Source organism: Hungatella hominis (assembly GCF_014288005.1).
GTDB classification, from domain to species: domain Bacteria; phylum Bacillota; class Clostridia; order Lachnospirales; family Lachnospiraceae; genus Hungatella; species Hungatella effluvii.
This window is the reverse complement of the sequence record NZ_JACOPB010000004.1, coordinates 409,352-426,209: the sequence shown is the minus strand read 5'-3', so window position 1 is coordinate 426,209 and position 16,858 is coordinate 409,352. Positions and strand designations below refer to the sequence as shown.

Below are 16,858 nucleotides of genomic sequence, written 5' to 3'. Positions count from 1 at the left end.
ATGAGAGAAAAGGGATATATTTTTAAATAAAATTCTGTCAGGTAGCTTTTATCTGTCTTGCTTTATTTATCGTTGTAATAATTATGGAACTACTGCAGAGTCCGGTTATTTCATAGAGATAACCTTTTTTTGTCAGTTCCAGGAGATGCGTAAAAAGAGGATGTTTTTCATTATCTCCCGAAGCGCAAATGATGGCCCGGCCCTGAAGGGAGTCTGTAACCGGAACCCCTTTATATATCATATTAGATGCATGATGAGGAACGAGCAGATAACTGCATTTTGGCGGAACTTTAATGGTAGAGATGCAGGACGGCCAGGTGGAGTATTCTGCGTCTCCGGCCAGAAGCGTGTAACCCTCCTCTCCTTCCATTCTTATGACAATACCGGTATTATTTATTTTGGTTAACATTCCACCGCCTTTCGCCATGCCGATCGTCACTTTATCATTTTTGAATATCTGCCTTCCTTTCTTTGTAAATTTTTTAGTGGTAAGCGGAATAAGGTTTAACTGTCCTCTTAATTCCAGATACTTTGCAAGACGTTTCGCTGAAGCTTTGGCAGGATGCGCGTCATCATTTAAATCCGGAGCAATCCAGGGAATCATAAATATATGTTCTCCTGCATAAACAACCCCTAAAATATGATCCAAATCCCAGTGTGAGAGGATTACCATATCAGGTTTTCTGGTATTCAGATGATTCTCGGCATATGGATAATGTGATATGACTTCGCCTTCTTCGGTGGTTAAGCTGCATATATACCGGTATCCAATATCAAAATAGAATTTTTTTTTGCTTTTTCCTGTGGCAGTTATGTAAATGCAATTTCCATCGCCAACGTTAAAGCTTTCTATTTTAAAGTCAGTGATATCTGTAAACAGCTCTGACAGTAATGATTCAATGTCAGAATCCTCACGGACGGAGTCCTCCGTCTGATATAAGTTCTCTATCATAGTCTGTTCTTCTTCAGAAAGTAAATGATCAGTTATCATGAGCGACGAGCGGCGGAAACGAACAGGGCTTGCACTGGTCATAAGGATTCCGGGAATGGTATCATCGTAGACTCCCATAATGCTTTGAGCCTCCTTTAACTTCTGAAGATCAGGAGCGACATTGCTGCTGTCGGGAAGTAAATATCCTCCATGCCACATTCCGTCCATCAGACTGAACAGCTTCTGATACTTAGATAAACAAGCCGCGTTTACCTGAAATTCTATAAAATAGGGATGATATTCAATATCTTCATCGGACGAAACATAATCCGCAAATTCAGGCGGAAGCTGTCTAAACGGTATTACGAAGGGGGCCTGTCTGCCATGCTCTTCAAGGTACTGAAAGACAGCCTGATCGTAAGAAAGCAAGTCTTTTGACAGAATGCTGAAACTGATTATCTCATTATCACGGTTTTCTGACGATATGTTCTCTTCATAAAATTCTTCGGGAAAATGTTCTATTTTAAAATAAATCTCTGTTTTATTCCCCAAAATATCCTCAAATAATTTGCTTATCAGCTTGTTATGCTGTTGTAAATGTATAGTTTCCTGTATCATGGAGCGCCTCCTCTTTTGTTATGGTGATGTCAATATATCTGTATGGTTAATACAATTCTGCTGTCAACTTTCTGTGAAGCTGCCAGACATCATCTCCATAGTTGCTGACCAGAGTTACCACAGTCCCTGTTTCTCTCTTATAAGAAGAGATAAAACTGACTCCGGGATCACTGCCCTGAAAATAGGGGGTATAAGTTCCATTTTGTTCCCGTAGCCAGATCCCGTATCCGTAGCACCGCGCATTCCCGCTGTGATTTTCAGTCATATTCGCAGCCATGTCCGGGGAAATCACTTTGCCGGACATGAGGTGTTCCCAGAACCGTCCGATATCGCCAACCGTCGTAAATGCGCCGCCCGCACCCGTGCCTTTTGCGTCAACGCTGAATATGTTGGTTCGGTACGTCTGCGTTTCTGCATCATAGATATAGTTTGACGCGCATTTGGCCGGGAGCCGGTCCAACTCATAGTATCCCGTTGAGGTCATGCCGCAGGGGATAAACAGGCAGTCTCTCAAGTATTCATCAAACGCGGCGCCTGTCACGGATTCCATGATTATGGCCAGCACGACAAAACCGGTATTGTTGTATTGAAAACGGCTTCCGCGGGGATACGTCATGGGTTTATCAAGGAACAGCGGCAGTAAGTCCCTGTTGGAGCGTATCTTATAATTGGGGTAATCTCTCCATAAGTCCCCGTACTCCTCCATGATACTCTCGTCAAAGTAGTCCGGTATGCCGGAGGTATGGGTCAGCAGCTCCTCCACGGTGATATTCCGGTCGATGGCTCTTAAGTCAAAGTCAAGTAAATCACCGATCCGGTCGCTGAAATTCAGCCGTCCCCGTTCGATCAGCTGTAATATTCCCGCCGCCACAAACACCTTTCCGGCCGAAGCGGTTGCAAATTTTGTGTCGGGTTCATTTGGCACCCGGTTGGCCAGGTCGGCGAATCCGTATGCCTTTTCCAATATCGTCCCGCCGTGTCGGACTGCCTGGATGCAGCCCCTGAAATCGGCGTTTATGAGTGTTTCTATGTTCATGGAAGAAGGTTTCCTTTCTGTAAGCGTATTGTGAGTTGATGTGCTGTCCGGAAATGGGCTTTAGCTCCAGCCCTGGTATTGTGTCTCATATCAGTCTTTATTGTATCGTTATTGGGTTACGTTGTCTATCGAATTTGGCCAACGATCTTTAAAAATTGCATGAATATCTTAAAAAACAGAGTTTTTTCGGAATGTATTTCCTGATATAGTTATGACAGAAAGAAAAAACAAGTATTGCACGTGAGCAGCCCAAAGGCGTCTGCTAAGTGCTCATAGCAAGGAGGATACAACATGAAAAAGAGATTACTGGCTTCTGTATTATGTGCAGCCATGGCGGGAACACTTCTGGCCGGCTGCGGTTCCAAGGATTCTTCAGGCGGCGCGTCACAGGCCCCAGCGGCGGGAACGGAGGCAAAGACCGAGACGGCAAAAACGGAGGCGGCAAAGACCGAATCAGATACGACGGCAGCGGGGACAGACGCTTCCATCGTGACGGAGCCGACAGAGTTGACTTTTATATTTGCTGACGGCGACGAGGGGGCAAAAGCTTCCATGAACGAAATTGTAAACCGCTTTAATGAGGCGTATCCGGATATTACCGTGAAGATCCAGCCAGGCAACGGCGGAGCTTACAGCGAGTTCTTAAAGACAAAGGAAAGTGTCGGGGAATTCCCGGATGTGATGGAAATGAGAGATACTCCGGTCTATGTGCGTGCCGATATGCTGGAACCGCTGCCGGAAGATATCGTTTCTTTATTTAAAACGACAGTTGCATTTGACGGAAAGACGTATACGGCTCCTCTGGGCGGTGAGAATACGCAGGGAATTATTTATAATAAGAAGTATTTTGATGAGAACGGGTTCACGGAGCCGAAGACATACGATGAATTTATGGAACTCTGTCAGAAGATCAGGGATAAGGGGGATATGGCCCCTCTCGTGATCGGCGGACAGGATATCTGGCATGTAGGATTCTGGTTCTACAAGGCTTACAATGATCAGGTTATGAGCCAGGACACTGATTTTATCAAACATTGCTATGAGGGAACAAAGGATTTTACGGATCCGGCAATCACTGCCACCTTTGAAGAAATGAAGAACATCTTCCAGTATGCGCAGGATGGCTGGGTATCGACCCCGGATGCGCAGATTACAACATTCCTGGTCAGTGATATGGCGGCAATGATGTATTCCGGTACTCATATGTTCTCCCAGATTACAGATGCAGATCCGAACTTTGAGATAGGATGGTTTGCGGTGCCAAGCCCTGATGGAAAGACCCGTCTCGTAGGTGGCGGCGGAGCAGGCGGCCTGGCAATCTCCGCAGAATCCGCAAAGGATGCGAATAAGAAGGCTGCGGCTGAGGAGTTCATCCGTTTCTTCTACGCACCGGATAATTATAAGGTTTACTGTGACAAGTTAAATGCCATTCCGTCTACCGTTGCGACACCTGATCTGGCTGCCGCTCCGGTCATGATGGAAGTCATCGAGGCTACCAATACGGCTGATGATTTAAGCGTTATGTGGAACGGACGAGTAGGTGAAAATGAGCTTCCTCCGGATTTCAGAAATTTCATGTATAAGACAACGATTGAAATAATTCAGGGACAGAGGGATATTCCGTCCGCATGTGAGGAATTAAACAAGACGTGGCAGGTTGCCATGCAGAGCTTTAACCCGTTAAAGAACGCGGAATAGAGTGATGAAAAGGGGGGTGTTACAGAGCCGGAATGGTTCTCTAACAGCCCCTTAGATAAGAAAAGGAAAGGAGATGGGGGACAGATGGGAAAGAAAAAAGCAAAGTTTGATTTCGTATCAATAGGATTTATCGCACCGGCTTTCCTGTTTTTTACGCTGTTTATTATCGTGCCGACGATTGCCAGCGTTTATTACAGCTTTACCTCATGGGACGGACTGAATCCGGTCGTCAAGTTTGTCGGGCTGGCAAACTACAAAGAGATTTTTACCAGCGCCCGTTTTGGAAATGCACTGAAAAATACGGTAATTCTTACCGCGTTCATATCGATTCTGGAAAACAGCATGGCGTTAATTCTGGCGCTGATCGTGGATAATGTGAGATGGGGAAAGAATTTTTTCCGGAGCGCTTTCTACGTTCCCGTACTGATCAGCGGCATCGTGTCCGGCTTTATCTGGAAGATCATGTACAACTACAATTTCGGTGCGGTCAATACGATATTCCGTTCGCTGGGAATGGGCGAGTATTGCCAGGACTGGCTGGGAAATCCGAAGCTGGCTCTGATCATGGTCGGTGTCGTGCTGGTATGGAAAGGCGCCGGTTACTACATGATTATCTACCTGGCTTCACTGCAGAGTGTACCTACCGATGTGGTGGAGGCGGCGGCTATCGACGGCGCGTCACCGCTTCAGCGTTTCAAGGCAATCACACTGCCTCTGATCTCCGGTGCATTTACCATCAATCTGACACTTTCCCTGATTAACGGTCTGAAGGTGTTCGATCAGATATCCGTCATGACGGACGGCGGTCCCGGATTTACGACAGAGACCATCGTGTACCTGCTGTATAAGGTGGGCTTCAATGAAGGCCGGCAGGGCTTCGGAACGGCGGTCGGCATCGTGCTCCTGTTTATTATTCTGATTCTCAACGCGATCCAGCAGAGCATTCTAAAACGCAGGGAGGTGCAGTTATAATGAAAGAAGTAGGAATTAAAGCCAGCAGACGGAAGGTACGACCGGGAAACGGTATTCTCTTTGCCGCAACGATTATACTGGCCGTTCTGTTCCTGGCTCCCGTATTCTTTGCGATTATATCCGCATTTAAGAGCAACGGCGAAATCCTGAAGAATCCCATGTCTCTGCCAACTACGCTGTACTTAAAGAACTTTCAGGATTTATTTGCCCAGTCGGATTTTGTGACTGCCATTTTCCACAGTGTGGTTTTAACGCTGGTATCCGAAGTGCTGATTGTCTTTATCGTTCCCATGGCGGCCTATGCGATGGAGCGGCGCAGGACGAGGACAACTATATTTATCTATACATACTTTCTGGCGGGCATGATGATTCCATTTCATCTCTATATGTTCCCGCTGTTTAAAGAGATGAAGATGTTTGGACTGTTCGGCAATTTGGCAGGCCCCATCGCCTGTTATATCTCAGGCTCAGTGGCTTTCGGCTCCCTGCTGTACTGCAGCTTTTTAAAGGGAGTGCCGTTAGAGATCGAGGAGGCGGCCCAGATCGATGGCTGCAATCCGTTCCAGACATTCTGGAAGGTGACATTTCCCCTTCTTGGACCGTGTACTGCTTCCATGGTGGTGTTAAACGGACTCGGTATCTGGAATGACTTTTTAATGCCGTATCTAGTTCTTCCTTCAGACCGGGCGAAAACGATTACGGTTGAGGTATACTCCTTTGTCGGTCAGTATACGGCGCGGTGGGATATTGTGTTTGCGGGTACGGTTTGTTCCATCATTCCGGCACTCATTATCTTTGTGCTGCTGCAGAAGTATTTTGTGAAGGGGATTACGGCGGGGGCTGCAAAAGGGTAATGTGCCGGGGGGGGGTACGCCCCAACGCTTGCGGAGAGCCCGGGGACGGCAGGAGCAGAAGATTCAGCTGCTTCTTGTTTCCTCGGTGGCAGGAACTAAAGCAGGAAGACAGGAAAAAAGGGCGGATCGCGCAAACTACGGAAGAAATCCTGAAGGATTTTTCCTCCGTGTGCGCTTGAAAGCAGGCTTTGAGGCCTGCTTTCACCACCCTTTTTTCCTGCCTTCCTGCTTAAGTTCCTGCGTACCTCGGAAAAGGAAGCAGCTGAATCTTCTGCTCCTGCCGTCCCCGGGCTCTCCGCAAGCGCTGGGGCTGTGTACTGGCTGTGCGAGGAGAGAAGGGCTGTTGTACTGGCTGCGCGAGGAGAGAAGGGCTGTTGTACTGGCTGCGTGAGGAGGGAAGGGCTGTTGTACTGGCTGCGTGAGGAGGGAAGGGCTGAAGATGGGGTGGAAATTGAGGTTAAGTGGGATGTATGGTATAATGGTGGGTAAGAGTTTTGGGGAGTAAGGGGGAGAAAATAATATGAAGAAGCGCTGGAAAAGGAATTTGAGCCTGTATCAGAAATTCTGTCTCGTTATTATTACGCTGGGGTTAATTCCCATGCTTTTTCTCTCGACGGTGATCGTAAACCGGATGTTTAAGGAGTATGGTAATTCTTTGAGGAGTAATTACGTTCAGGCGGCGTCTTATGTGAGTGAGTCGCTGGCTGATATGATGGAGAGCTATAATGGGGTATCGAAGATGCCTTATTATTATAATTATTCCAGCGAGGGGGAGTTACAGTTTAATTATATGTCGTATGATAATCTGAGACGGATTATCTATGGGATAGGCGAGGATCCGGAGTACATGGAGGCCAACCGGTATAAAAGCATGATGGTGTTTCTGGGAAATGTCCAGGCGGTGGACAGTTATATTTCCGGAGCTCATTTTGCGGGAGAGGGAATTCAGGGGGAGAAGCTGGCATTTCACCGGTCGCGGCGGAATATTCCTTCGGAGGAAGAGACGGTGTTTGACGCCAGGATGGGGCTCGATGGACTGGATAGAAACAGTAAGAATCTGATGTTGATTCTGACTCATAAGAACGACTATTTTCGTATGCAGGATTCCTGGGTCTTTACACTGGCCAGGAATTACTTTGATTTAACGGGGACAGTAGGAAATTATAAGTATGTCGGTACGCTGTTTATCGATGTGGATTTAGAGCGGATGGAGGCGGCGTTTAAGAACCTGAATCTAAATGCAAGGGACCAGGTCTATGTGTGCGATCGGGAAAATAATTGCTATTACAGCAGTGATGAGTTACTGATCGGGAAGAATCTGACGTCGGAGGGAGTCCGGTTTGAGGAGACGAAGGAAGAGTTCGTCGTGGATACACCGTATAATGCCAGCGGGCTGAAGGTGATTATTACGATGAAGACGGCGACCGCCTATGAGAAGATCAGACGTATGCAGACGATGATGTATGTGTTCATCGGTGCGTCTCTGGCGGCGCTTCTGGGCGGTTCGGTGTGGTTTTCCAGGCGTCTGACAAAGCCGATTCGGAATATGATGGAACAGATGTCGGAGATTGAAACCGGTAACTTTCAGGTTCGCCTCCCTGTAACCTCGGGGGATGAGATTGGGGTGCTGTCGAAGCGGTTCAATCAGATGTCGAAGGAGCTGGAGAGTTATATCAATCAGTCCTATGTGGCGCATATGAAGCAGGCGGAGGCGGAGATGACGGCGCTGAAATCCCAGATTTATCCGCATTTCCTCTATAATACACTGGAAATTATCCGGATGACGGCGCTGGACAAGGATGATACGGTCGTATCTGAGATGATCGAGGCGCTGTCCAGCCAGATCCACTATATGATTGGCCCCATGCAGGACATGGTGCCGTTGGAAAAAGAGGTGGAGATCATAAGGCAGTATGTCTATCTGTTAAACTGCCGGATCAAGGGAAAGGTCCATTTTACCGCGGATTTAAACGGACTCAGTGAGGTTCACGTCCCCAAGCTGATTCTGCAGCCGATCGTGGAGAATGCCTATGTCCATGGAATCAAACCGAAGGACGGGTCAGGACACGTGATGATCGAGGCGGAGCATGTGGAGAACCGTATGGAAATCTCGGTCATGGACAATGGCGCTGGTATGAGCAGCGGGGAACTGGAACAGCTGAAGCTGCTTCTGGATGGAAATGAGCCAGGGATTAAAAATGAACATAACTGGCAGAGCATTGGCCTGAAAAATGTACATGACCGCGTGCGGTATTTATACGGAGAGGCGTACGGAATTGAAATCACCAGCACGCCCGGGGTCGGAACCATGGTTCGGATTATCATGCCGTGGAAAGAAGGGGGAGAAGAGGAATGATAAAAATGATTCTGGCGGACGATGAGCCCGTGATCATAAGAGGATTACAGAAGCTTGTGGATTTTAACCGTCTGGGTATCGAGATCGTGGGGGAATACGAAGACGGGAAAGCCGCGTTTGATGGGATTCTCACAGAGAAACCGGATATTGCGCTTCTCGATATCTATATGCCGAAGAAGACGGGTATCGATATTTTAAAAGAGCTGAAGGCGCTGGGGATTGAGACGAAGGTGATCTTCGTAAGCGGGTTCCAGGATTTCCAGTATGCCAAGGATGCTCTGACGTACGGCGCCGTGAACTATCTGCTGAAGCCCGTTATCCGCGAGGAACTGGTGGAGACGCTGGAGAAATGCATCACCATGCTGAAAAATGATGCGGATGGCGAAGGCGGCGGCCCGGAGCACCCGGATTACCCGGAGGAAGAGGGGCCAGCGGCGGCGTACGATAAGCTGGTGGAAATAGAAGAGTGCAGATATTTACCGATCCTGACGGAAATTCTCTACAGCAGACAGACGGGGAAACAGGAGCGAAGGTTGGTCCAGTTTTCGGTATTGAGCTTTCTGGAGCAATATCTGGAAAAGCGGCATCTGGGGATTGTTTTCTTAAAAAATGGGCACATTGTCATGGTGCTCAAGAATCCCGAGAAGGAGGAAACGGGAAGGACACTCGGTTCCATCCTGGAGGAAGCAGAGGTGCAGCTTCACATTCCGCGCTGCCGGCTTGGTTTTATCGTGGGTAATCCGGTAGACTCCATGGGAGAGATACCGAAGGCGTATGAAGCGTGTCTGTCCATGACTGGATATTTCTATTTCAGCAGCCAGATCAAAATTCCGGTTCTGCATGTCGGGGAGCCGGTCTTTAAGAAGCCCGCCACACTCGATGAGATACGGGAAGTGAGAAATCAGATGATCGAAGGGATGGTGGCCCAGGATGAAAAGGTGTTTACGGATGCGGCCGCCCGTTTCCGGCGTCTGGTGTGCCTGATTTCGGAGGGAAGAAGGGACGACGCCTGCTTCCACTACGGAAGCACGATTCGTATCATAGAGGAACGGTTTGAAACCATGGGCATTAATGGAATGCCCGTGGAGTTTAAGGATATTCTGGAGCAGGCAAGGCAGAGCGAGTCCTATGAATGCCTTACGGGTCTGTTTGAAGGATACTTTAAGGAGTATAAGGACCGGATAAAAAAGGCGGTCGTGAGCAGTGAGAAAAAGGATATTATCCATGCCAGAGAGTATATTGAGAGGCATTACAGCGAGAACCTGACCCTGGAGGTGCTGGCCGGGGAAATACATATGAATCCCTACTATTTCAGCAGCTTTTTTAAGAAGAATTCCGGAGAGAATTTTAAGGATTACTTAAACAAGGTGCGGATGAAACATGCGATCAACCTGCTGGTATCCACCGATAAAAAAACTGCGGATATAGCGTCGGAAGTTGGCTTTCGGGACAGCAGAGCCTTTTCGGAGCTGTTTTCCAGAATCTACGGAGAGACGCCTTCCAATTACAGGAAACGGGTGAAGGGGAGTTAAGATACCAACAGGGAATCTTTTCAGGGAATCCCTTTTCCAGAAGAAATTTACGGGCCTTTTCGGCGCCTGCGACGGCATGGCATAACGACGGATTCTCAAACTGCTCCTGGCGTCCGATATCGTGCAGCAGGCAGGCGGCTATAAGAACGTCGCAGTCAACATGACGTTCCTGTTCTGCAATATCCAGTGCAACATAGAGGACTCTGATCCATGTCTGTATCCCCTTTTATTTATATATTTTCTATGTAACAGATTGTACCATACTTTGAGGGAGACTACTATCATGGATTTTGGCTGTGATGAGTATTAATTTTTTAATATGATTGAGAAAAATATAAAAGGGTACTTGAAAAAAACAAGTACCCAGTGTATAATTTACTTAGAAGTAATCAAAAGACAATTCTGGTCTGATGATTGCGCTTCGGATTCTGTAGTAATTTATAGTTACCAGCTATCCTCTAATGCCAGTAGAGGATAGCTATTTTCTTTTCTGATGATTTTCTATGTAAGTCAGCGCGGCAAAGATCACCAGCACTAATGTCAACACTTCAAGTGTATTCATATTACATGTCCTCCTGCGGTTATTTCCGAAGGAAACCATCAGACTATCCTCTGACTTCTATAATCAATTATACAAAAATATTATAACATTAAATAGGAGTGAATACAACATAAAAACAGAGTGAAATATTCGATGATCCCCCATCCTCCACATTCCCCATCCTTACCCATTCCTCTGCCCCGCATTCCTGTATGCGGCCGGCGTCAGTCCTGTCTCTTTTTTGAATATGGAATAAAAGTAGTTCGGGTTGGAGAATCCGGTTGCCTCGGCGATGGTGGTGATGGTCATATCGCTGTTCATCAGAAGCTCCTGAGCCTTAACGATGCGGATCTGGCGTATGTAGTCATTGATATAAAAGCCGGTGATGGACTTAAAGATTCTGGAAAAATAATTGGTAGAATAGCCTAAGTACTCGGCCACCATTCCGGCGCTTAAGTTGTAATCATTATAGTGCTCTTCAATGTACTTTCTGCTTTCCTCAATCCGTTCAAAATGCTTGTTGTCCTTTAACTGTTCGGCTGCGGCCTTCCGTTCCTGGTACCATTCAAAGATGGTCAGGAGGACGCCGGCCCCTTCCGTCAGAGTGGCAGGAGTGTGGAGTGTCTCGGCAGATAAATAGGAGTCCTTGTCGGGAGCGTTTAATTTCTGCATCTGGAACAGGAGGTCTAAGTACAGCCGGTTAAACAGCAGGGAGGCGGGCTGATATGAATACTGCTTTAAAATAGAAAGGAACTCCTGAACATTTTCCGTGAATTCCTTTTGTTTTCCGTGCAGCATGCAGGCGAGAATCTCATCAGCCAGCTTATCGGGATACGTCATGTATTCCGGCATCAGTTCCATCACACGCCCCGGATAGATAATCTGATTGGTACCCAGCACGAAACGGTAGTTCTTAAGCTCCAATACGCGCCGGTACACCCGGTTCAAATCCTCAATTCCACTGGTCACGCCGTCGAGACTGATGGTTAAAACCAGATGGTTGTCTGTAAGAAGTTCGTCCTTAGCCGCCTCCAGAAGCCGTACCAGTTCATCGAAGGTGATGGGAATGCCCTCTATGGTATTAATCAGACAGATGACCTGGTCAGATGCGACGGGAACGCATTCCGTGTAGAAGAGGGGGCTTAAGGTTTCATGAAGATGCTGGCTGATCCTGGTCTGCACAATGGGGGCAAGGACATCGCTGCTGTCACTGTTCTCTATGAAATAACAGGCTAAAAACATCCCTTCAAAGGGGATCTCCCACCCATTCTTTTCCAGAAGCTCCTTCGTTTGGGCGATATCGCGGTTTCCCAGAATTAGACCACGGATCAGGTCTGATTTCATACGGGGCTGATAGAAGGCATTTTCCTCCTCCAGCTCCCTGATTTCATCGATGGCATTTTCATAGACGTGGCGGATCAGGGAGAATTCATCCATGTCCGAGCCGCCGGCGTACTTGGAATCCCGGAGCTCTTCGGTAATCGCCTCCAAGGGCCGGTAGAGCCGTTTCGTAATGATATACTGCAGCAGAATGGCAGTCAGGAAGATCGCCGCTGCCACAGCCAGAGACAAGTTTCTCTGAACCTTCATGGGGCCGACAATTTCACTGTACGGGACACCGCTTAAAAAGGTGAAATTCTGGGCGGGATCCTTGTAAAAGGCGCATAAATAATCGTCTCCGTGAAAGGTTCTTAAGCTGCTGGCGGATTCGCCCTCTGTCAGACCGGGCCAGGCGAGAAACGCCTCGCAGGCTTCCGGATCTGAGGTAAAATCTTCCGTCAAGTCGGAGAGCAGAACCATACCATTATCCCCCAGAACCATACCTGCCTGGGAACCGGTTCCCAGCACGTGCTCCGAGAGCTTCTTCATATCCAGATTGATGAATATGCCTCCGCTCAGCTCATCAAAATTATCCGCATAGACCGGATAGGCGAAGGTAAGGGCCTCTTCCGACGTTCCTGTCAGAGGGGAAGGGAAGACGGAAGCCTTTTTTGCCTCCTTTAAATACTCCCAGCAGTAATCGAGGTTGAAACGGTAAGAGCCGCAGGTTATGGCGTCGTCTGCTGTGGCATTGTAAATATAAAGGGAGCTTACGTATGGATTGATGTTGTAGAATTTCTTTACAATCAGATACGTAGCATAGTTCTCTGCCGGATCGAATTCCTTTAGTGAGCTGAAGCCGACAACTCTGGAATCCAGGATGACCGTATTGTAGAGCTGTGATATCTCACTGACCAGATCGTTCATGGTGCGGGCGCTCTTTTCCAGATTCTTTTCCTGGCCGTCATACAGATTTTTAGAGAGAGAATCTGCGTATCTCTGATAAAAAAATACCGTCAGGATGAAAATTGTGACGGAGATGACCAGCAGGCATGTGCTGAGCATCTTTCTGAAATAATTCTTGCCACCAATCAATTTCTTTATCATATCTCTTTTTACCCCAATCGTAATTGTTCTCTATTCAATCAGTATAGCGAAAAGCGGCCCTGGAATCAATCATCAGGAGGGCTGATCTTTGGAAATGAGAGTAAAGTGTTAGATTTTAAAGTCTGAAAACCCCGCTTTTTAAAGCCATTACGGAGTATCCGCAGTTTACGGAGGCATGCCTGGGAGCGTATAGTGAAATCATGCAGGGAGCAGGAAAGGAGTAGAAAAGTGATATGAAAGGAAAGGGATTTTTTAAGGAACTTTATAAGAACAGGGCTCTGTACAGCATGTTTCTTCCGGCCGCCGCGGTATTAATTCTGTTTAATTATCTGCCCATGTTTGGTATGGTAACGGCGTTTAAGGATTTTAACTTTGCGGACGGAATATTCGGAAGCCCCTGGATTTCACCGCTGACGAAAAACTTTGAATATCTGTTTTCGTCGGGATCGGCGACAAGGGCCACATGGAATACGATCTTGCTAAATCTGTTATTTATCGTATTCGGACTGGTATTTGAACTGGGATTTGCATTGATGTTTAATGAACTGAGGATGAAGAAATTTAAATCTGCCGTGCAGTTTGGTATCTTTCTCCCCTATTTCATTTCCTGGATTGTGGTAGGACTGTTTTCCTATAACTTATTTAACTATGAACACGGAAGTCTGAATACACTGCTCAAGTTGTTTGGAATGGAGGCCATTAACTGGTACGAGAATCCGAAGATGTGGGTCGTAATCCTGGTGGTGTTCCGTGTCTGGAAGATGACAGGGTACGGCATGATCATGTACATAGCGGCATTGGGCGGTATTGATACGACATACTATGAGGCGGCGAAGATTGACGGTGCATCGAGATGGCAGCAGATTAAGAGCATCAGCCTGCCGCTGCTGGCGCCGACAGCAATTACGCTTCTTCTGCTGAACTGCGGCAAAATCATGAACGCGGATTTCGGAATGTTCTACTCCATGATTGGAAATAACGCGCAGCTCTATTCCACCACGGATGTGCTGGATACGTTCATTTACCGTAACTTAAGGCTCAACGGAGACGTGGGGATGTCGTCGGCCGCAGGGCTTTACCAGTCGGTGCTGTCCACGGCAATCCTGCTTTTTATGAACCGTCTGGCAAGAAAGCACAATCCTGACGGAGCACTGTTTTAAGTCACTCCACTAGGTTCGTGGAAAACCTCGCCATGCCCGATGAAGCGGGGCACGCTGAGTGGAGATGACATGCATCGCACGTAAGCGCCTAAAAGACAGGCGCTAAGTGCTCATAGCAAGGGAGGAGAAAATGATGAAACAAGGAAAAAAACTGTCATGGAAAAATTTCCCCATCAGCATTCTGCTGGCGGTCAGCGCACTCATCTGTATCGTGCCGTTCTGGCTGGTTCTGGTCAGCTCACTGACGCCGGAAGCTGATATTATATCATACGGATACTCGCTGTTTCCAAGGCGGATCGATTTTACGGCGTATAAGATCCTTCTGGCGGACGCGGGAAGAATCTTAAATGGATATAAGATTTCTATTTTTGTAACTGTGGTGGGAACGATTCTGAGTGTTGCGGTGATTACGCTGGCTGCATACCCCATTTCCCAGGACCGCGTGAAGTATCACAGGGCTCTCAATTTCTTCGTCTTGTTTACCATGCTGTTCAATGGAGGAATGGTGCCGTGGTTTATCGTCTGCCGGAATATGCTTCATCTGAAGGATTCCGTATGGGCCCTGATTCTGCCGTATCTGGCTAATGCCTGGTATATTTTCCTGACGAGAAACTATTACCGGAGCATTCCGGCGGAACTGGTGGAGTCTGCGAAAATCGACGGAGCGTCGGAATACCGAATCTTTTTCCAGATTATTCTGCCTTTGGCGAAACCGGTTATCGCCACCATCAGCCTGTTTATCAGCTTAAACTACTGGAATGACTGGTGGCTGGGGATCATGCTGATCGACAACACGGATTTACAGCCGCTGCAGCTGCTCCTGCGAACGATCACCTCCAATATTCAGTTCTTAAGCTCCTCCTCCAATGTCAACGCGATCACACAGGCGGCGGGGAGCATACCATCGGAGGGAATCAAGATGGCGACCTGTATCGCCACCATCGGTCCGATTATTCTGGTCTATCCGTTTGTACAGAAGTATTTTGTAAAAGGCATTATGGTAGGGGCTGTAAAAGGGTGAGAATACCTGACAGAGGCATCACCGCAAAATGATACAGATGTTTTTGCAATGCGCAACAAAAAAATATATAATAATCAAAAGGAGAGAGGTTACAATGAAAAAAAGAACAGGTACAAAGGCATTATCGATTGCACTGGCCGCTGTGCTGTGCATGACAGGACTTGCAGGATGCGGGTCACAAACGCAGGAGACACAGGGAAGCACCGCGGCAAAGACAGAGGCGGGAGAGACTCCCGCGGATTTAAAACCAGTGACGCTGAAGCTTTGGTCCTGCAGCGATAAGTATCAGGCGCAGGAGGAGGTACTGGACAAATTTTGCGAAACGTATAGAGACAAACTGAATATTGATAAGATAGAGTTCAATTACGTGCCGTTCGGCGATTACGAGGATAAGATGACCTCCCTGGTCGCAGGCGGAGATGATTTTGATGGAATGTATGTTTCTGACTGGATGCTCTATAATAAGATGTCCAACAAGGGCGGTCTGATGCCGTTAAATGATTTCATGCAGCAGTATGCGCCGTCACTCTATGCGACGTATCAGGAAAATGGCTCTATGACCGCATGCAGCATCGACGGCCAGCTGGTGGCCATGCCGTGGACGAAAAAGAAGAGCTCCAAAGCGATTCTTCTTTACCGGAAGGATCTGGCGGATCAGTACGGAGTCGATACCTCCAGGCTTGAGACGATCGAGGATCTGGATGCCATGCTGACAGAGGCCAAGGCAAAGGTACCGGATATTACGATATTCGAATCAGGTTTCCCGAGAGGTAATACATACAGCGATGTTCTGGCTGTACTTCATGCAAAATATGAAATGGATAACATGAATTATCACACCCTGACTTTTGATTTTAACGAAGAAAAGCCGGTACTTAAGGCTGTGGAAGAGACGGCCATGTTTAAAGAGGCAGTCACCTGGATGAATAAGTGGTATAACGAGGGCATCGTATCGAAAAATGAGCTTTCCGAGACCGATACTAAGATGTTTGAGAACGGCAAGACATTTGCAAAGGTGGGACTTCACGAGAATGCCATGCAGGGCGTTGTATTCAACATTCCAAATGCAGAACTGGGATATGCAGAAATTTATCCGGACGGAAAGTACCGCTATGATTCCCCGTTAAACAATGCATTTGCAGTCAACAAGAATGCGGCCAACCCGGAACGGCTTCTGATGCTCCTGGAACTGTTAAACACGGATGAGGATGCATATGATTTATTCATGTATGGAATTGAGGGGGAAACATACGTAAAGGGCGAAGACGGCTCCATCCAGTATCCGGAAGGCCAGGATGCAGCAAATTCCACATTCCTGGGCTGGTTCTGCTGGCCGTTTGTCAGAGGCCAGTTTGATAAGCCATCGGGAATGATCACACCAAAGGCGCTGGAGATGGAAAATGAATGGCTTGAAAAGGACAGCCTTGTCGTATCTCCACTGACAGGCTTTAACCCTGACACCAGCAGCATCAAGACAGAGCTGGCGCAGAGAGACCAGTTATACGACGAGCAGGGCAAGCTGCTCCTGGCAGGCATTGTGGAAAATAATGATGTGGATGCAGCCGTCAATAAGTATATAGAGAGTCAGAAGGCGGCAGGACTCGATAAGATCCTGGAATTCATGCAGACGGAAGCAGATAAAATGACCGGGAAGTAAGCCGGAAGGGCAGATGATATGACCGGCGAACAAGCCGGAAAAGCAAATAAAAGGC

11 protein-coding genes and 1 pseudogene are annotated in these 16,858 nt (G+C 47.6%); 8 read left to right on the top strand and 4 right to left on the bottom strand.

Translation table 11 applies throughout. From position 1 onward, the window contains the following. Nucleotides 1–37: 37 nt before the first annotated feature. Complete coding sequence (locus tag H8S75_RS12355) at nt 38–991, bottom strand: ComEC/Rec2 family competence protein (protein ID WP_187021891.1); 954 nt, start codon at nt 989–991, stop codon at nt 38–40. A gap of 604 nt (nt 992–1,595) precedes the next feature. Continuing rightward, nucleotides 1,596–2,585, bottom strand: coding sequence for a serine hydrolase domain-containing protein (locus H8S75_RS12350; protein WP_187021890.1), 990 nt, complete (start codon nt 2,583–2,585; stop codon nt 1,596–1,598). Between the two features lie 291 nt (nt 2,586–2,876). Here H8S75_RS12350 and H8S75_RS12345 point away from each other — a divergent pair, with 291 nt between their 5' ends. The 5 genes from H8S75_RS12345 (at nt 2,877) to H8S75_RS12325 (ending at nt 9,997) form a co-directional block, all read left to right on the top strand. Next, complete coding sequence (locus H8S75_RS12345; RefSeq protein WP_187021889.1) at nt 2,877–4,283, top strand: ABC transporter substrate-binding protein; 1,407 nt, start codon at nt 2,877–2,879, stop codon at nt 4,281–4,283. 84 nt (nt 4,284–4,367) lie between these two features. Continuing rightward, nucleotides 4,368–5,255, top strand: coding sequence for a carbohydrate ABC transporter permease (locus H8S75_RS12340; protein WP_187021888.1), 888 nt, complete (start codon nt 4,368–4,370; stop codon nt 5,253–5,255). Next, complete coding sequence (locus tag H8S75_RS12335; protein ID WP_034534560.1) at nt 5,255–6,109, top strand: carbohydrate ABC transporter permease; 855 nt, start codon at nt 5,255–5,257, stop codon at nt 6,107–6,109. Before H8S75_RS12340 ends, H8S75_RS12335 begins: the two co-directional genes overlap by 1 nt. Nucleotides 6,110–6,629: 520 nt before the next feature. Further along, the gene (locus H8S75_RS12330; protein ID WP_187021887.1) at nt 6,630–8,465 is read left to right on the top strand and encodes a sensor histidine kinase; all 1,836 of its coding nucleotides are present in this window, start codon (nt 6,630–6,632) and stop codon (nt 8,463–8,465) included. After that, complete coding sequence (locus H8S75_RS12325; RefSeq protein ID WP_187021886.1) at nt 8,462–9,997, top strand: response regulator; 1,536 nt, start codon at nt 8,462–8,464, stop codon at nt 9,995–9,997. The genes H8S75_RS12330 and H8S75_RS12325 overlap by 4 nt, the downstream gene beginning before the upstream one ends. 4 nt (nt 9,998–10,001) lie before the next feature. Here the strand turns inward: H8S75_RS12325 and H8S75_RS12320 are convergent. Next, nucleotides 10,002–10,205 (bottom strand): annotated as a pseudogene (locus H8S75_RS12320) (HDIG domain-containing metalloprotein); the annotation flags it as partial. Between the two features lie 516 nt (nt 10,206–10,721). After that, nucleotides 10,722–12,965 carry a helix-turn-helix transcriptional regulator gene (locus tag H8S75_RS12315; protein WP_187021885.1) on the bottom strand — a complete coding sequence of 748 codons (2,244 nt, stop codon included), beginning with the start codon at nt 12,963–12,965 and terminating at the stop codon, nt 10,722–10,724. A 233-nt stretch (nt 12,966–13,198) separates the two neighbouring features. Here H8S75_RS12315 and H8S75_RS12310 point away from each other — a divergent pair, with 233 nt between their 5' ends. From H8S75_RS12310 to H8S75_RS12300, 3 genes are all read left to right on the top strand, one after another. Then, complete coding sequence (locus H8S75_RS12310; protein WP_055657343.1) at nt 13,199–14,125, top strand: ABC transporter permease; 927 nt, start codon at nt 13,199–13,201, stop codon at nt 14,123–14,125. A gap of 130 nt (nt 14,126–14,255) precedes the next feature. Then, on the top strand, nt 14,256–15,146 hold the full coding sequence (locus H8S75_RS12305; RefSeq protein WP_002600741.1) for a carbohydrate ABC transporter permease: 891 nt from the start codon (nt 14,256–14,258) through the stop codon (nt 15,144–15,146). Between the two features lie 94 nt (nt 15,147–15,240). After that, nucleotides 15,241–16,803, top strand: coding sequence for an extracellular solute-binding protein (locus H8S75_RS12300; RefSeq protein WP_187021884.1), 1,563 nt, complete (start codon nt 15,241–15,243; stop codon nt 16,801–16,803). Nucleotides 16,804–16,858 lie beyond the last annotated feature (55 nt).